The organism is Lactiplantibacillus sp. ME-2 (assembly GCF_022549155.1).
In the GTDB taxonomy this organism is placed as follows: Bacteria; Bacillota; Bacilli; order Lactobacillales; family Lactobacillaceae; genus Lactiplantibacillus; species Lactiplantibacillus plantarum.
Genome location: NZ_JAKZEQ010000014.1, coordinates 32,750 through 48,020 on the forward strand (window position 1 = coordinate 32,750; position 15,271 = coordinate 48,020).

The 15,271-nt window shown below is 44.6% G+C and carries 14 protein-coding genes; 11 read left to right on the forward strand and 3 right to left on the reverse strand.

The features are described 5' to 3' along the window. Window position 1: 1 nt before the first annotated feature. Both MMY95_RS06975 and MMY95_RS06980 read right to left on the reverse strand, forming a co-directional pair. Complete coding sequence (locus MMY95_RS06975) at window positions 2-805, reverse strand: transporter substrate-binding domain-containing protein (protein WP_003642439.1); 804 nt, start codon at window positions 803-805, stop codon at window positions 2-4. A gap of 367 nt (window positions 806-1,172) precedes the next feature. After that, window positions 1,173-2,399 carry a PLP-dependent aminotransferase family protein gene (locus MMY95_RS06980; RefSeq protein WP_003642438.1) on the reverse strand — a complete coding sequence of 409 codons (1,227 nt, stop codon included), beginning with the start codon at window positions 2,397-2,399 and terminating at the stop codon, window positions 1,173-1,175. Window positions 2,400-2,539: 140 nt separating this feature from the next. On the opposite strand from MMY95_RS06980, the gene MMY95_RS06985 reads away from it, so the two are divergent. Beyond that, on the forward strand, window positions 2,540-3,436 hold the full coding sequence (locus tag MMY95_RS06985) for a LysR family transcriptional regulator (protein WP_003642437.1): 897 nt from the start codon (window positions 2,540-2,542) through the stop codon (window positions 3,434-3,436). Between the two features lie 571 nt (window positions 3,437-4,007). On the opposite strand, the gene MMY95_RS06990 is transcribed toward MMY95_RS06985, so the two are convergent. Then, window positions 4,008-4,841, reverse strand: coding sequence for an alpha/beta hydrolase (locus MMY95_RS06990; protein WP_011102077.1), 834 nt, complete (start codon window positions 4,839-4,841; stop codon window positions 4,008-4,010). Between the two features lie 734 nt (window positions 4,842-5,575). On the opposite strand from MMY95_RS06990, the gene MMY95_RS06995 reads away from it, so the two are divergent. The 10 genes from MMY95_RS06995 to MMY95_RS07040 all read left to right on the forward strand — a co-directional run bounded on the left by MMY95_RS06995 (window position 5,576) and on the right by MMY95_RS07040 (window position 15,183). Next, a complete protein-coding gene (locus tag MMY95_RS06995) occupies window positions 5,576-6,859 on the forward strand; it encodes a nucleoside transporter C-terminal domain-containing protein (protein ID WP_003642434.1) in 1,284 nt (427 codons plus the stop codon). Between the two features lie 340 nt (window positions 6,860-7,199). After that, complete coding sequence (gene rsmG / locus MMY95_RS07000) at window positions 7,200-7,934, forward strand: 16S rRNA (guanine(527)-N(7))-methyltransferase RsmG (protein ID WP_241277566.1); 735 nt, start codon at window positions 7,200-7,202, stop codon at window positions 7,932-7,934. Window positions 7,935-7,951: 17 nt separating this feature from the next. Next, window positions 7,952-8,803, forward strand: coding sequence for a nucleoid occlusion protein (gene noc, locus MMY95_RS07005; RefSeq protein ID WP_003642432.1), 852 nt, complete (start codon window positions 7,952-7,954; stop codon window positions 8,801-8,803). Window positions 8,804-8,805: 2 nt separating this feature from the next. Then, window positions 8,806-9,573, forward strand: a complete 768-nt coding sequence (locus tag MMY95_RS07010; RefSeq protein WP_003642431.1) for an AAA family ATPase — start codon at window positions 8,806-8,808, stop codon at window positions 9,571-9,573. Next, the gene (locus tag MMY95_RS07015) at window positions 9,563-10,453 is read left to right on the forward strand and encodes a ParB/RepB/Spo0J family partition protein (protein WP_003642430.1); all 891 of its coding nucleotides are present in this window, start codon (window positions 9,563-9,565) and stop codon (window positions 10,451-10,453) included. Before MMY95_RS07010 ends, MMY95_RS07015 begins: the two co-directional genes overlap by 11 nt. A gap of 24 nt (window positions 10,454-10,477) precedes the next feature. Further along, window positions 10,478-10,669 carry a DUF951 domain-containing protein gene (locus MMY95_RS07020; RefSeq protein ID WP_003639829.1) on the forward strand — a complete coding sequence of 64 codons (192 nt, stop codon included), beginning with the start codon at window positions 10,478-10,480 and terminating at the stop codon, window positions 10,667-10,669. Between the two features lie 30 nt (window positions 10,670-10,699). Continuing rightward, complete coding sequence (ychF, locus tag MMY95_RS07025; protein WP_003642429.1) at window positions 10,700-11,800, forward strand: redox-regulated ATPase YchF; 1,101 nt, start codon at window positions 10,700-10,702, stop codon at window positions 11,798-11,800. Between the two features lie 21 nt (window positions 11,801-11,821). Then, on the forward strand, window positions 11,822-12,547 hold the full coding sequence (locus tag MMY95_RS07030) for a DUF1129 domain-containing protein (protein ID WP_003642428.1): 726 nt from the start codon (window positions 11,822-11,824) through the stop codon (window positions 12,545-12,547). Window positions 12,548-12,832: 285 nt separating this feature from the next. After that, window positions 12,833-13,984 carry an IMP dehydrogenase gene (locus MMY95_RS07035; protein ID WP_003642427.1) on the forward strand — a complete coding sequence of 384 codons (1,152 nt, stop codon included), beginning with the start codon at window positions 12,833-12,835 and terminating at the stop codon, window positions 13,982-13,984. 269 nt (window positions 13,985-14,253) lie between these two features. Further along, on the forward strand, window positions 14,254-15,183 hold the full coding sequence (locus tag MMY95_RS07040; protein WP_045351476.1) for a foldase: 930 nt from the start codon (window positions 14,254-14,256) through the stop codon (window positions 15,181-15,183). Window positions 15,184-15,271: the final 88 nt, after the last annotated feature.

Sequence of the window (15,271 nt, forward strand, 5' to 3'; positions counted from 1 at the left end):
GTTACTTATCAGTAACGTTACCACCAAAATACTTATTGGACAATTTCTTTAACGTGCCGTCCTTACGTAATTCTTGGATTGCTTTCGAGATTTGTTTTTGCATCTTAGGGTGTTGCTTAGTGACGATGGCCCCGATTTTCTGTGAGGCAATGTGATCGCCGGAATCAATCAGCTTAATGTTAGCCTTCGGATTCTGCTTGAAGTAAGCATAGAAGGATTCACGAGAATTAATAGTCCCAGCGACGCGGCCTTGTGAGACGAGGTCGATCGACTGTTGGAAACTATCGGTTGGGGTGATGGTTGCACCTAAACGTTTAGCATCCGTTGCGTTATTGCTAGTCGTTGTTTCGGCAACTTTCTTACCCTTAATATCGGTAATCTTACTAATCGATGAGTTCTTCTTGACGGCTAATTGTGATTTAGAATAAATGTAAGGGGTCGAGAAGAGATACTTCTTCTTTCGGGCCGCCGTTTCGGACATGTTATTCATGACAACGTCGAATTTGTTTGTGTCTAAACCAGCTACTAACGAATCGAACTTCGTTGGTACAAATTTAGCTTTTAGTCCCATCTTCTTGGCAACGGCTTTCCCGAGGTCAACTTCGAAACCAGTTAATTTACCGTCTTTACGGTAGCTATATGGTTGAAAAGTGCCTTCTAAGCCAATCGTCAACGTCCCCGATTTTTGCAATCCGAGGTCGTTAGACTTTGAACTGCTGCTAGTGTTACTACCACAGGCGGTCAATGTAACTGCTAAACCTAACCCAAGCACTGCAACGCTTAATTTTTTAACCCATGACTTCATGATTCACACTCCTAGAAATTTTTCACAACACTCCTAGTTTATCCGAAAATGAAGCTGTTAACAAAAAATAAGCATTGAGTGTCGCAAACGGACCAATGCTTATTTCATAATCGGCTAGTATAGCGTTAGTGTAGCGAATCAGAGAAGGACTGTCAAACCCTTTTTTATCAGTAAAAGCGACGCAAGCGCGGGTGCTCAAACTGATACAGTATAAATGGTCGTAAAGCGTACGGCTTATTTGATGTGGATCCTGATATAAAAAGTGCTAATATTCAGGAGCACGACCACTCATTACAGCTGACAGATGTAATCAAAAAATGCGACTAATCGCAATTATTACGGTTAGTCGCATGATGAGTGGGTCAAGTTAGAATTGGGGTGCGAACGATGCTGCTGGAACAATTACTGGTGCCGGTTGTAAGATGTGGCCAAGGCGTTTAATTCCCAGCGTAATCGTTTCGACGTCGAGACTGGTGAAATTCAACCGGAACCCGTTTTTAACCTTGCGACTTGCGAATTGGCAAGCGGATGGCACATAGGCAACGTGTGCTTGCGGTAAAACAACGTCATTGAGCAAGGTTTTAGCATCAATTCCTTCTGGCAAGGTTACCCAGATGAAGAAGCCCCCATTAGGACGGGTGTAGTGGACATTTTGCGGGAAGTATTGATCGAGTGCGGCTAACATCGCGTCACGTTTAATCCGGTATGAAGTACTAATAGTTGCAACGTGATCGTCGATGTCGTGTTGATCTAGGTAGCTGTTGATAGCAGCCAGTGTTACATTTGGCGATTGAACATCGATTGCGGATTTCAGTCCGACCAATTCGTGCATGATTGCGTCGTCAGCAACAATCCAGCCTGTTCGCAAGGCCGGGGAGAGAATCTTTGAGAAACTTGAGATAAAGATGACGCGGCCTTCAGTATCGTAGTGTTTGATAGCCGGAATATTTTGACCACTATAACGGAGGTCCCGGTACGGGCTGTCTTCCAAAATAATGACGTCGTACTGATTGGCAAGGGCAACGAGTGCTTGACGACGTTTGGCACTCATCGTCGTACCCGTTGGATTGTGGAAGTCAGGAATCGTGTAAATCAATTTGATCTCAGGATGAGCTTTCAAGGTTTTACGAAGTTGACGAATATTCATCCCATTATCATCAACTGGAATTTCGTAGTAAGTCGGTTCGTAAGTGTCGAAGGCGGCTAAAGCCCCCATGTAAGTCGGGCCTTCGACGACCATGGCATCTCCATGGTTCAACATGAGCTTCGCCACGAGGTCGATGGCTTGCTGACCACCTTGGGTCATCATGACATTGTCGGCACTAACTTGAACGTCAGCATGAGTCGCCATTCGATCTGCAATTTTTTGGCGTAATGCCGGCAACCCTTGAGTTGATGAGTATTGGAAAATGCCTTGACCATCGTGTTCAATAGCATCACGATAGGCTTGCTTTAAGTCGTTGTCAGGGAATAAGTGCTGATCTGGAAAACCACCAGCGAAGGAAATGTTTTCCGGGTTTGCACTATTCTTGAAGACCTCATCTAGGTCGGAAGTGTCATTGTTTAACACGCGATTTGCAAATAATTTTTTCATAATAATTTTCCCCCACTCAGTTTTTTGTACTTAAACTGTTTTCTTTGATTATCAATATGATAAAATAAAGCTTGTAATTAGTAAAACTCAACTTTTTCAATAATAAGTGAAATAAATTCACCTAAGAGAGGTAAATCATTATGGCAAACTTCGCATATGAAGTCTTTTCAACGGTCGTTGCCCAACATACATTCTATCAAGCGGCCGCTACGCTTAACGTTACGCCAAGTGCGGTCAGTCATTCGATCAATCAGTTGGAAAAAGAACTGGGTTTTCCGCTATTCATCCGTAACCGTTCAGGCGTTGAACTTACTAGTGATGGGCGGCAGGTTTTACCCTATGTTCAAGAGATTCTGAATACGGAAAGTAACTTGCGACAAGTTGCCGATAATATTCAAGGATTGCACTCTGGATCGGTACGGATCGGCGGTTTCAGTAGTGTCTGTATCAACTGGTTACCCCGAATTATTCGCGAATTTAATCATAAATATCCTGATATTAAGATTTCAGTCATGCAAGGTAACTTTAATGAAATAACCAACTGGGCCAAGATCGGTACTATCGATATTGGGTTTACGTCGATGCCAGTCAATGAGAACTTATTAGTGCATTCACTGATCAATGATCCAATCTATTGTGTGACGCCCGCTGATTTTATCCCAGAAAATGGTGAATTCATCACGACTGATGACGTTGCGGATAAGAACTTTATTCTACAACAAAGCGATTATGACCGGGACACCAAGCTAGCACTGGACCACTACCACGTTACTAATAACTTTTTACGATTCTCGATTGATGATCAATCTATTATTTCAATGGTAGAATCCGGTTTAGGCATGGGCATTTTGCCTCAGCTAGCACTACGGAAGCTAACTGGAGATGTTAACACGTTTTCCTTTGCCGAACCTTATAATCGTGAGATTGCCTTAGTTGCCAACAAAACCCAGGCGGCCGCTCCTTCAACGGCTATCATGATTCGTGCTATTAAACAGTTTTTGACCAAGGAGTATCCGGATCAGATGTTATGGCAGTAGCAAAGTTAGGCAGAGCGTTGGCGTAGCCAGCACAGACTTCAGTGGCATTGAGCATGTTTCGGGAAGCCACTCGAAAGGTAGATGAACGACCGCCTAACTGGTGCAATTAGTCGTTAAATTATTATTTACTACTAAGAACTTTGAACAAATGTTAATGGGACATCAACTGTTTTGAATACCTCAGTATAAAGATCATGGAACAGTCGTAATTCTATTATCAGACTGACAGTTATATGGCAAAGTCGCTGTCGCTAAAATAGCCACGGCCAATTCATCAGAAACGGAATACGCACATGTCCGCCATTCGAACGCTATCCCGACTGGAAGGCGTTGTAGGACGCGCTCAACCAGGCAGGGTTGGCACTAACTTAAACTTTTTTCAGCGGACTTAAGCTGGCTGCTTTTAACGTTAAAGGCTTACTACGACCAGATCGCACAATTAAAGCTAAAAATAGCCGCTTTTCCAGTAGACCAAGTTGGTTGTCAGGAAAGGTGGCTATTAATCTTTTAGATATGTTTTAGATAAGCACTCTGAGCAAAAATGATGGCTAGGTCGATTGGACGGGTGAAATCAGTTTATAAACGTTTGAATCGTATTACCGATTTGATGGTTGTTGAGTAAGCCGGATTGGGTGCGCCATGAGCGCAACACTTTTTGTTGATAGACCTTTACCACTGGCTTGAAGATAGATTGACCAGCCAGGGCACTTTGCAGTGGTAGGGGTTGGTCAGCTTTGATGGCTTTTCCAGCGACAATCAATACCTGCATCTTGGAATCAATGGTATGGCGGTGTGCAATCAATTTAGCTAGTGTGGCCGTTTGCGACTTGGCGGCAACCGGCGTCGTTTGGCGACGATTGTTACTTTGGCGGCTGGCGCCGTTAAATGGGGTGGCCATCAGTACAAGGTGTTGTGGTGATAAGCTTGTTGTTGTGTGTTCGACATAGTTAGTGGCAGTGAGACCGCCACGACCGTAACTGACAAGGTTAAACCGGCGAAATTTAAACTGCTGGCGGGCGGCGGTTAGGAGTTGCTTTAATAAATGCGTTTGTCGGTTTGAATCAAGGTTCTTGGGCAGTTGCACTTGTATGTAGGGGCGGTTGTCACTGTTGAGCAATTGCCCTTTAAATGTCACGGTCCCCGTCGCTGTAATTTTGGCGGTGACCAGTGTCTGAGTGGCGCTACTGTTTTGAATATGGGCAGTTAATTGCTGAATCTGATTGTGAGTTAAGTGGTCATCTAGTAAGAGCACCATTGGAATACGTTCAGTAGAAGTCACTGTTATGGTGGTGACCGGTTTTGACTTGTGGACTTGTTGTTGCCAAAGCATGGTACCACCGATCATTGCTAGCAGAACTACTAGCCAGGTAGCGCCTGTCAATACTTGTTTTGTCGTTGCTTTCATATTTCCCGTTACTCCATATCTCCAAATAAACTGCACTTTTAATGTAAGCCACTCACAGTCAACTTGCAACTGTTTATACACACTTTTAGATAGCAAAAGTCCCGACCAAGTAAATTTGGTCGGGACTCCTTAAAGGTATCAGTCATGTGCTCCGAATAGGGCAGAGACTGATGCTTTAAGATTACATATGGTACTCAAAAAGCATCACCCCCTTTCATTAATTGTCCGTAGTTTAGTCCCATTTAATGGTCAGGTCAACTAATTAGTTTGCAAACGGACTAAACGCGGTATAATAGAATTCCTTGGCAGGGGCACTCCGCGGTTGCGGGGGACTTAATAACTGAATTTTCAGTTGAATGAGGTGCATCGACGGATTAGTCGGGCACCTTTTTACGTTGTCGCAGTTAAACGGTGATGCCGTGAGTGAAATTAGTCTGGAAAGTTAATAAATTAATTCTAGTCACAATAAGTTAACGGTTAATCAAGATGGACCTAAATTTTCGATCTCTGATTAGCAGAATTACTAAAATTTAGAATGAAATTGGGCAGACATAACTAAAATTCTCACGGTTACCAGCACTATCTGGACGGGGCCTTTCAATAAATTGGTACGGCCTAATTAAGAACTTAAGCTTTTCTTTAAAAAGTGCTACCGCAAGTGCGTATTAAATGGTAAATTAATAGAAGTAGTTTTGTCATATTTCTTACATTCATAGGGAAGAGGGATTATTCACATGGTCTTTAACTTGGTAGTTAATATTATTGGGATTGTGGTTTTTATTGCCATTGCCTACTTATTCTCCAAGCAAAAGCACGCCATTAACTGGCGTTCAGTTGGTGTCATGTTAGTACTAGAAGTCTTATTGGCATGGTTCTTAACGGGTTCACAAGTCGGTGTCGACGCGGTTAAAGCAGCGGCAGATGGCTTCACTTGGCTCGTCAATGTATCATACGATGGGATTGCCTTTGCGTTAGCTAGTTGGGTTAACGTTAAGTCGATGGACTTCGTCACTAGTTCATTATTACCAATCTTGTTGATTGTGCCATTATTCGATATTTTGACCTATATTGGCGTATTACCATGGATTATCAAATGGGTTGGCCGGGGCTTAGCTTACATTACTGGTCAACCAAAGTTCGAATCATTCTTCGTTGTTGAAATGATGTTCTTGGGCAACACGGAAGCTCTTGCTGTTTCGCAGTTACAATTGAAGCAGATGAAGGCACAACGAAACTTGACGATTGCGATGATGTCAATGAGTTGTGTGACGGCATCGATCTTAGGGGCTTACATTAAGATGATGCCTGGTCAATTCATTTTGACGGCGGTGCCAATGAACGTCTTAAACGCTGCGATTATTGCTGCAATCTTGAATCCGGTCGAAGTTAAGCCGGAAGAAGATACCATTGCGAAAATCTCAGGTAGTGCGGCTGTTGAAGAAACTACTGCCACCACTGAAACGAGCGGTTCTGAAGAATTAGCTAATGAACAAGTTAAGGAAGCTAAACCAGCTCGCGAACCATTCTTCTCTTTCTTGGGTGATTCAATCTTAGGCGCTGGTCGCTTGATTTTGATTATTGCTGCTAACGTTATTGCTTTCGTAGCGTTAGCCAAATTAATTGATAAGTTGTTAGGTTTAATCAATAGCAATTTATCACTTGAAAACATCTTTGGGGTTGTCATGTTCCCATTTGCATGGTTACTTGGCTTTAACCCAAGTGATGCTTTCCAAATGGCTTCATATATGGGAACGAAATTAGTGACTAACGAATTCGTTGTCATGGGTGAAGTTTCCAGCAAAGTTAACGATTTTGCACCGCATTTCCGGGCAGTCTTAACGGTCTTCTTAACGTCCTTCGCGAACTTCTCAACGATTGGGATGATTATTGGGGCTTTCAAGGGAATCGTTGATCGTGAAAAGAACGATTTGATTTCACGGAATGTTGGTTACATGCTATTATCTGGGATCCTGGTCTCCTTACTATCAGCCGGTGTCGTTGGGTTGTTCGTTTGGTAGTCGGTGATATAATTTAATCTTGAATTGAACGTAAGAGTGTCAGCTATTCGGCTGGCCTCTTTTTTATTAATGAATCATCTGGTCATACTTTTATCCGGTGTCGTTTTTAACGGTGAGATGTTCAAGGCGGTTCATGAATTTGACTAGAAAAATTGCAAACTAGAATAGCTGTCAATGATGGCTGTAAAAGCAGACTTTTCAAGGGTTATTGCGATTTTAACAGCGGGGCTGTGCATTGATTTTAAGTGTTATTTACGTTAAAGTTATGAGGTGACGTGAAACATTGAGTTGTTTCACAAAAAGAGGACGAATGTGACCCCTTTAAGGAGAGCTATTACTAATGAATCCAGAAGAATTTAAACAAGCGTTAGCCCAACACGAGATTGCGCTGACGGCAAAACAATTGGCACAATTTGCGCTGTATTTTCAATTATTGGTCACGACTAATAAGCAGTTCAACCTGACCACGATCACAGCGGAACCAGAAGTTTATCTTAAACATTTTTACGATTCACTCACGCCAGCATTCTACGTTCCTGCGCTGCGTGATCAACCGCTCACGATTTGTGATGTTGGCGCTGGAGCCGGTTTCCCGTCGATTCCGCTCAAAATTGCGTTCCCACAGTTACAAGTGACGATCGTTGATTCATTGAATAAGCGAATCAATTTTTTAAATGATCTAGTCCAACAATTAGGCTTAACGGGTGTGAAAACGTTCCATGATCGCGCTGAAACGTTTGCTGGCAAGAAGTCTGCTCACCGGGAAAGCTACGATATCGTGATGGCTCGGGCAGTAGCGCGCCTATCAGTATTGAGCGAACTCTGCCTACCACTCGTTAAAATTGGCGGCCAGATGATTGCATTGAAAGCAGCCAATGCCCGTACTGAAACGGCTGAAGGGACATACGCCGTTCAACAATTAGGGGGCCAAATTGTTCAGGACGAGGCCTTTAGTTTGCCCGTGACTGCTGATCCGCGCCATATCATTGTTATTGATAAGAAGAAGCCGTCACCGAAGCGGTATCCACGCAAGCCGGGGACACCGGCGAAACAGCCGTTAACGGCACCAATGTAAGGTGGGAGGTAATTTCAATGGCATTTTCATTATTTGGTTCTAATCGTGATAAACATAAAACCGAGGCGGCCACGACCCCCACGGAGCAACAAATTGTCCGTATTCCGGTCACTGCCATTATCCCCAACCGGTTTCAACCCCGGCAAGTCTTCGATGAAACTGGTATTGCTGAATTGGCTGCTACGATTGCGGATCACGGCTTGTTGCAGCCAATTGTCTTGCGGGAATACGAACCGCAGAAATACGAAATTATCGCTGGTGAGCGGCGGTTCCGCGCCATTTCTTCACTTCATTGGGCGGATGTGCCGGCCATCATTCAAAAGATGGATGATGGTGAAACCGCGTCAATGGCGCTGATCGAGAATTTACAGCGACAAGATTTAACGGCCATTGAAGAGGCTCGGGCCTACCAAGAACTGATGGAACTCAACCAATTGACGCAATCGGCGCTAGCGAAAGAATTGGGCAAAAGTCAGTCGTTAGTTGCGAATAAGTTGCGATTGTTGAAGTTAGCACAGCCGGTTCAAACGGCGTTGTTGCAGCGACAAATCAGCGAACGGCACGGCCGCGCACTACTCAACTTGGCTGTGGAGCAACAGGCTGCGGTTTTGAAACGGGTGCTTGCTGATCAATTGACGGTCAAAGAAACAGAACAGCTAGTGGCGAAGACCCAAACGCCGCCGAAGCCCAAACGCAAACGTGCACGGGGGTTGACCGGCGATACGCGAATTGCTGTGAATACGATCAAAAAATCAATTAAGATGGTAACTGATGCCGGCTTACCCGTGAAGACCCATGAAGAGGATACGGATGACGGGTATCGGATTACGATTGAAATTCCAAAAAATCAACCAAGGGGTGATCAATAATTATGGGAACCGTAATTGCACTCGCTAACCAAAAAGGTGGCGTTGGCAAGACAACCACGAGTATTAATCTCGGGGCTAGTCTGGTCGAATTAGGCCAAAAAGTTTTATTAATTGACACGGATGCGCAAGGGAATGCGACCAGTGGTTTAGGTGTTCAAAAGTCGACCATCGAACGTGAAATCTATGACGTTTTAATCAATGACGTTCCCATTAAAGAAACCATTATCCCAACGAGTCATAAGGGTTTAGATATCGTTCCGGCTACAATTCAGCTTTCTGGGGCAGAAATCGAACTGACACCGATGATGGCACGTGAGACCCGCTTACGTGATGCCATCGATGACGTGAAGGATGATTATGATTATATTTTGATCGATTGTCCACCGTCGTTAGGCTTGCTGACCATTAATGCGTTTACGGCTTGTGATTCGATTTTGATTCCGGTTCAAAGCGAGTACTATGCTTTGGAAGGGCTGAGTCAGTTATTGAATACGATCAAGCTCGTACAAAAACATTTTAATAAACAGTTGCGAATTGAAGGCGTGCTATTGACTATGTACGATGCCCGTACCAATCTCGGAGCTCAGGTCAACGAAGAAGTTCGGAAATACTTTAAGGACGCCGTCTATAAGACGATTATTCCCCGCAATGTGCGGTTATCTGAAGCACCTAGCCACGGCCTATCGATTGTCGATTATGATGCCCGTTCGAAAGGTGCGCAAGTCTACTTAGCTCTAGCAAAGGAAGTGTTGGCCGCTCATGGCAAGTAAAGATAAAGATAATAAGGCGCTGGGACGCGGTATTGGAGCCCTGTTTGCCGATGTTAACGAACCAGCTAGTGAAGAAGCCGTGGTTGATCTAGATCTTAAGGATATTCATGCCAATCCGTACCAACCCCGGCGAACTTTTGATCAGACGGCACTTAAGGAGCTCGCCAGCTCGATTGAAAAGTCCGGCGTTTTCCAGCCAATCATTGTACGACAACCGGATGCCGAGCTGAATAAATATGAAATCATTGCTGGTGAACGGCGTTTTCGGGCGTCGAAGCTCGCTCATCAAACGACTATTCCAGCCATTGTCCGTGATGTTACCGAAGAACAAATGATGGAAGTAGCGGTGCTTGAAAATCTACAACGGGAAGATTTAACTCCGCTTGAAGAAGCTGCGGCCTACGATTCGTTGATGAAGAAGCTGAAGTTGACGCAGGCGGAAGTCTCAAAGCGCCTAGGCAAGAGTCGGCCATATATTGCTAATTATTTGCGGTTATTGGGCTTGCCAGATGGGGTCAAACAGTATATCCAAAAGGGCCAACTGTCCATGGGCCAAGCTCGAACGCTTTTGTCTTTGAAGGATAAAACCAAGTTAGCGCCATTAGCGAAGCGCGTCGTGAAGGATAACATGACGGTCCGCCAGTTGGAACAAATCGTGGCGCGTTATAACGGCGAGTCCAAGGAGCCGGCCAAAAAAGTTGCACCCAAGAAGTCACCGTACATCCGTGCGAGTGAAGAACAATTACAAGAGAAGTTTGGGACGGCCGTTTCGATTCAAACTAAGGCGAACAAAGCTGATCAAGGGAAAATTGAAATTCCGTACTTGTCAAATGAAGATTTGACACGGATTTTAGAAATTCTCAGTATTGATTTAAATTAATTAATTTATAAAGGGGCGTTGCGCATGTATGATTTAGGTGATATTGTCGAGATGAAAAAGGCGCATCCGTGTGGTGTCAATCGCTGGGAAATTACCCGGATGGGCGCTGACATTAAGATTAAATGTACGGGATGTGGTCACGTGGTCATGATGCCGCGTCGTGAGTTCAATAAAAAACTCAAAAAGGTATTAGAAAGCAAAGCCGATCAAGCTTAATTATTAAAAAAGGAAGAGTGAATAACCGATATGGCACTTACAGCAGGTATCGTTGGGTTACCAAACGTTGGTAAATCCACATTGTTTAACGCAATTACGAAGGCGGGCGCCGAAATGGCCAACTATCCATTTGCGACGATTGACCCCAACGTTGGGATGGTTGAAGTTCCCGACAAACGACTAGACCGAATTCAAGAAATCATCCCCGCAAAGAAGGTCGTTCCCACGACTTTTGAATTTACGGATATCGCCGGGATCGTCAAGGGTGCTAGTAAGGGTGAAGGACTTGGGAACAAGTTCCTTGAAAACATCCGCCAAGTTGACGCAATTGTGCACGTGGTCCGGGCCTTTGATGATGACAATATCACCCATGTGACGGGTAAAGTCGATCCGCAAGATGATATTGAAACAATTAATCTAGAATTGAGTTTAGCGGACTTAGAAGCTGTTGATAAGCGTTTGGCTAAAGTGCAACGGGCTGCTAAGGGGAGCGATAAAGAAGCTAAGGCTGAGCTCGCTGTTTTGCAAAAGATCAAACCTGCCTTGGAAGCCGGCAAACCCGTGCGTTCACTAGAATTCAACGAAGATGACCAACAAATCGTCAAGGGCTTATTCTTATTAACGTCTAAGCCAGTGCTGTATGTAGCCAATATTGCCGAAGATGACATGGCCGATCCAGAAAACTCTAAGTATTTCCAAGTGGTTGCGGACTATGCTAAGCAAGAAGGAGCCCAAGCCATTGGTGTTGCTGCTGAAACTGAAGAAGAAATTGCCGAACTAGATGATGACGACAAGGCCGACTTTTTAGCAGCTGAAGGCGTTGAAGAGCCTGGCTTGAATAAGCTGATTCGGGCTTCTTACAAGCTATTAGGACTGGAAACCTTCTTCACGGCTGGTGGTAAGGAAACCCGGGCTTGGACGTTTAAACGCGGTACTAAGGCCCCTCAAGCAGCGGGAATTATTCACTCTGATTTTGAACGTGGATTTATTCGGGCTGAAGTGATGTCTTACGATGCTTTGGATGAAGCCGGTTCAGAAGCAAAGGTCAAGGAAAATGGTAAGCTGCGTTTGGAAGGTAAGGACTATGTCATGCAAGATGGCGACATCGTCGAATTCCGCTTCAACGTTTAAGCTGAAAGGAGCAATTGTATAGTGAGTGAGAGCGAAACTTCAAAGACACCTAGGAACGCCGCGGCCGGGGCCAAGCAGGCCCAAGCCGCAGAACGGCCAGTTCACGAAGCGACTGAGTTGACGAAGCGCAATGCTGAATATATGCGTCAGATGCGCAAGTCACTTGATGCCACAGCGTTGAGTGGTGAGAAAAAGACGGCAGTTCTGAATGAAATGACGTCTACATTGTTAGCGGAACAAGGTCGGGGAACCACGGCTCGTCAATTATACGGGACCGTTCAAGAACGGACCGAAGAGATTGTGAATCCAAAAAAGACACCGGTAGAACGTCAAAAGGCGAACTATTGGGTCACGGCGCTGGATAATGGCTTGATGCTATTCATGATTTTCTGCTTAATGTACGGGATCATGGGCTTCATCGGCACGAACGCTACTAAGAATTCAGCTGGTGCCAACGGGATCACCGCTATTCTGATTACGTCCGCCATTGGTGGTTTGGGCGTTGCTAAGTTATTCGAATACTTAATGCCTGCTAAAGATGGCAAGAAAGTTTCGTTATGGAAGAAAATCGCGTGGTCAGTACTGGCTATCATCGTTTGGATGTTAGTCTTTACAACCATGTCAATGATTCAAGGACCATTGAACCCGGTCTTACCAGGAATCGCGTACTTGATCATTGCCGTCGTCGTCTTCTTCGCCCGGATGTGGTTGAAGCGGCGCTTTAATATTACGACGAGCATGTTTTAGGCTCGGACTGAAAGACAAGCTGATGGCGTGCATTGGCTTGTCTTTTTGTCGATTGCAAGTGGTCATTGCTTGTTATTCACCTAGTTAGCTTTTAAACTGGTGATACGGATGTAATGACTGAATGAAAGTTGTGTGTGAAGTACGCTCGGCCCAACCTGGAACATTCGGTTGGGCGTTACAGGCTTAAAATAAGAACTTTCTGAAAATCTGCGCAACCCCTTGCATTTATCGCGATGTTTTGTTACCTTTACAGATAAAAATAAAAACATAAGGAGCTAACGTTCAATGTCTAATTGGGATACAAAGTTTGGAAAAAAGGGTTATACGTTCGATGATGTACTATTAATTCCGGCCGAAAGTCATGTTTTACCGAATGAAGTCAATTTAGGTGTTAAACTTGCCGATAATTTACAGCTGAATATTCCAATTATTAGTGCGGGAATGGATACTGTTTCAGAATCCGCAATGGGAATCGCGATGGCCAACCAAGGTGGCTTAGCTGTTATCCATAAGAACTTAAGCATTGAAGCGCAGGCTGAAGAAGTTAAGAAGATCAAAGCGGTCGTTAAGGATGATGATCACCCACACGCTGCCGTTGATGCCAACAATCACTTGTTGGCCGTTGCGGCTGTTGGGGTCACTAGTGATACCTTTGACCGGGCTGAAGCCCTATTTGCCGCTGGTGCGGACGCCATCGTTATTGATACGGCTCATGGTCATTCCGCTGGTGTGCTTCGGAAGATCAAGGAAATTCGGGCCCACTTCCCTAAGCAGACATTGATTGCTGGTAACGTTGCGACGGCAGAAGGCACGCGTGCTTTATTTGAAGCTGGTGTTGATGTTGTTAAAGTGGGGATTGGCCCTGGTTCAATCTGTACGACCCGGATTGTCGCTGGTGTCGGGGTGCCACAATTAACAGCGGTTTATGATTCTGCCAGCGTTGCTCGCGAATACGGCAAAGCTATCATTGCTGATGGTGGGATCAAGTATTCCGGTGATATCGTTAAGGCCCTCGCTGCTGGTGGCAACGCCGTGATGCTTGGGAGTATGTTAGCCGGAACAGCCGAAGCACCGGGTGAGGTTGTCTTTGACGATGGCCGTCAATACAAGTTCTATCGGGGCATGGGTTCCGTTGGGGCGATGTCACAAGCTCATGGTTCGTCTGACCGGTACTTCCAAGGCGGCGTGAACGAAGCGAACAAGTTAGTTCCAGAAGGTGTTGAAGGACGTGTGCCATTCAAAGGCAGCGTTGATGATATTATCTTCCAAATGTTAGGTGGTTTACGTTCTGGCATGGGCTACGTTGGCGCTAAAGACATTGATGCCTTGATCGAAAACGCCCAGTTTGTTGAAATCTCTGGCGCTGGGCTCCGCGAATCACATCCACATGAAATTCAAATTACAAAGAATGCACCGAACTATTCAGTCAACGGTTAAAATGACGATATCGTATGAGTCAGTCTGATTGGTTTAGTTGAATAAGCATCAAGTAAGCGTAGAACATCAACTTTGTTCTACGCTTTTTTTGTCTGGTGAGTACCAGCAGAAAATATAGGCAGATGTAACGTTCGTGTAGATTGACCGTAGTGCTTCTTTCTTGTTAGGACGTTGATACTAGCTCTGTACACGATTGTGTTACTTATTAAGTTCATTAGATTTTTAATGATATCGTGGTATTAGTGATGCAAAGAAAGGGGCTAATATAAATGAAGTATCGGTTAATAGGGGTAGGTGCGAGTCTAGTCATCGCAGTCATGTTAACAGGGTGTCAAGCGAAGGCTACGACATTGGTCAAGTCAGATGCTGGCCAGGTCACACAAGCGGAAGTATTTAAACAAATTGAAAACCAGGCGACGACGCAACAGGCTGTTCAAGAATTGACTCTAAACAAAGTCCTTAATCAACGATATCATGTTTCACAAGCTGAAGTAACTGCTAAATTAAAAGCATTCAAACGGCAGGCAGGCGCAAATTATCACATGATTTTAGAACGTAATCATGTCACTGAACCGCGTTTAAAATCGCAAATCAAAGCGAATTTATTGATGGAGAAAGCCATTAGTGCTAAGTATCCAGTGACTAAAGCGCAACTAAAAAAAGCCCGAGCAGCTTATATGCCAATGACAACGGTTCAACACATTGCGACGGCCAATGAGAAGCAAGCGCAAAAAATTATTGCTGAACTGAATGCGGGTGCTAGCTTTGATTCGCAAGTGCGAAAATATCAGAATAATCGACAAGCGCACACAACTGCTGGAAAATTAGCGCAGTTTGACAGTTATAATCAAACTCTAGCACCAGCAATTGTACAGGCCACAGCTAAACTACGAGTGGGACACTATGTCACGAAACCGGTCAAAACAGTTATGGCAACTGCCGACACGAAAGACAAACCAACTTATGAAATTATCAACGTTGTCAGTCGTCGATCCAAGACTGCGGCTGTAACTGATGATAGCGGTAAGCAGATTGATGTGACAAATTATTTGCGTGAAAAAATCCAGCAACAGCGGATGATGGACAAGCAGACGCAAGTTGCGACGATTCGGTCAGTTTTCAAAGCGGCCCACGTTAAGGTAGTTGATGCCCATTTCGCACCAGCGTTTAATGATTATTTAACCACCCAAAATAGCTAACAATAGAATCATCAGCAATGATGTGATGATTATGAACGCGTCTCTTAACCTGTCATGGGTTAAAAGGCGCGTTTTCGTTAGGTACTGA

Coding starts and splice junctions, on each gene's coding strand:
- MMY95_RS07040 (WP_045351476.1), top strand. CDS start 14,254: ATGAAGTATCGGTTAATAGGGGTAGGTGCGAGTCTAGTCATCGCAGTC.
- ychF (WP_003642429.1), top strand. CDS start 10,700: ATGGCACTTACAGCAGGTATCGTTGGGTTACCAAACGTTGGTAAATCC.
- MMY95_RS06990 (WP_011102077.1), bottom strand. CDS start 4,841: ATGAAAGCAACGACAAAACAAGTATTGACAGGCGCTACCTGGCTAGTA.
- MMY95_RS06975 (WP_003642439.1), bottom strand. CDS start 805: ATGAAGTCATGGGTTAAAAAATTAAGCGTTGCAGTGCTTGGGTTAGGT.
- MMY95_RS07020 (WP_003639829.1), top strand. CDS start 10,478: ATGTATGATTTAGGTGATATTGTCGAGATGAAAAAGGCGCATCCGTGT.
- MMY95_RS07010 (WP_003642431.1), top strand. CDS start 8,806: ATGGGAACCGTAATTGCACTCGCTAACCAAAAAGGTGGCGTTGGCAAG.
- noc (WP_003642432.1), top strand. CDS start 7,952: ATGGCATTTTCATTATTTGGTTCTAATCGTGATAAACATAAAACCGAG.
- MMY95_RS06995 (WP_003642434.1), top strand. CDS start 5,576: ATGGTCTTTAACTTGGTAGTTAATATTATTGGGATTGTGGTTTTTATT.
- MMY95_RS06980 (WP_003642438.1), bottom strand. CDS start 2,399: ATGAAAAAATTATTTGCAAATCGCGTGTTAAACAATGACACTTCCGAC.
- MMY95_RS07035 (WP_003642427.1), top strand. CDS start 12,833: ATGTCTAATTGGGATACAAAGTTTGGAAAAAAGGGTTATACGTTCGAT.
- MMY95_RS07015 (WP_003642430.1), top strand. CDS start 9,563: ATGGCAAGTAAAGATAAAGATAATAAGGCGCTGGGACGCGGTATTGGA.
- rsmG (WP_241277566.1), top strand. CDS start 7,200: ATGAATCCAGAAGAATTTAAACAAGCGTTAGCCCAACACGAGATTGCG.
- MMY95_RS06985 (WP_003642437.1), top strand. CDS start 2,540: ATGGCAAACTTCGCATATGAAGTCTTTTCAACGGTCGTTGCCCAACAT.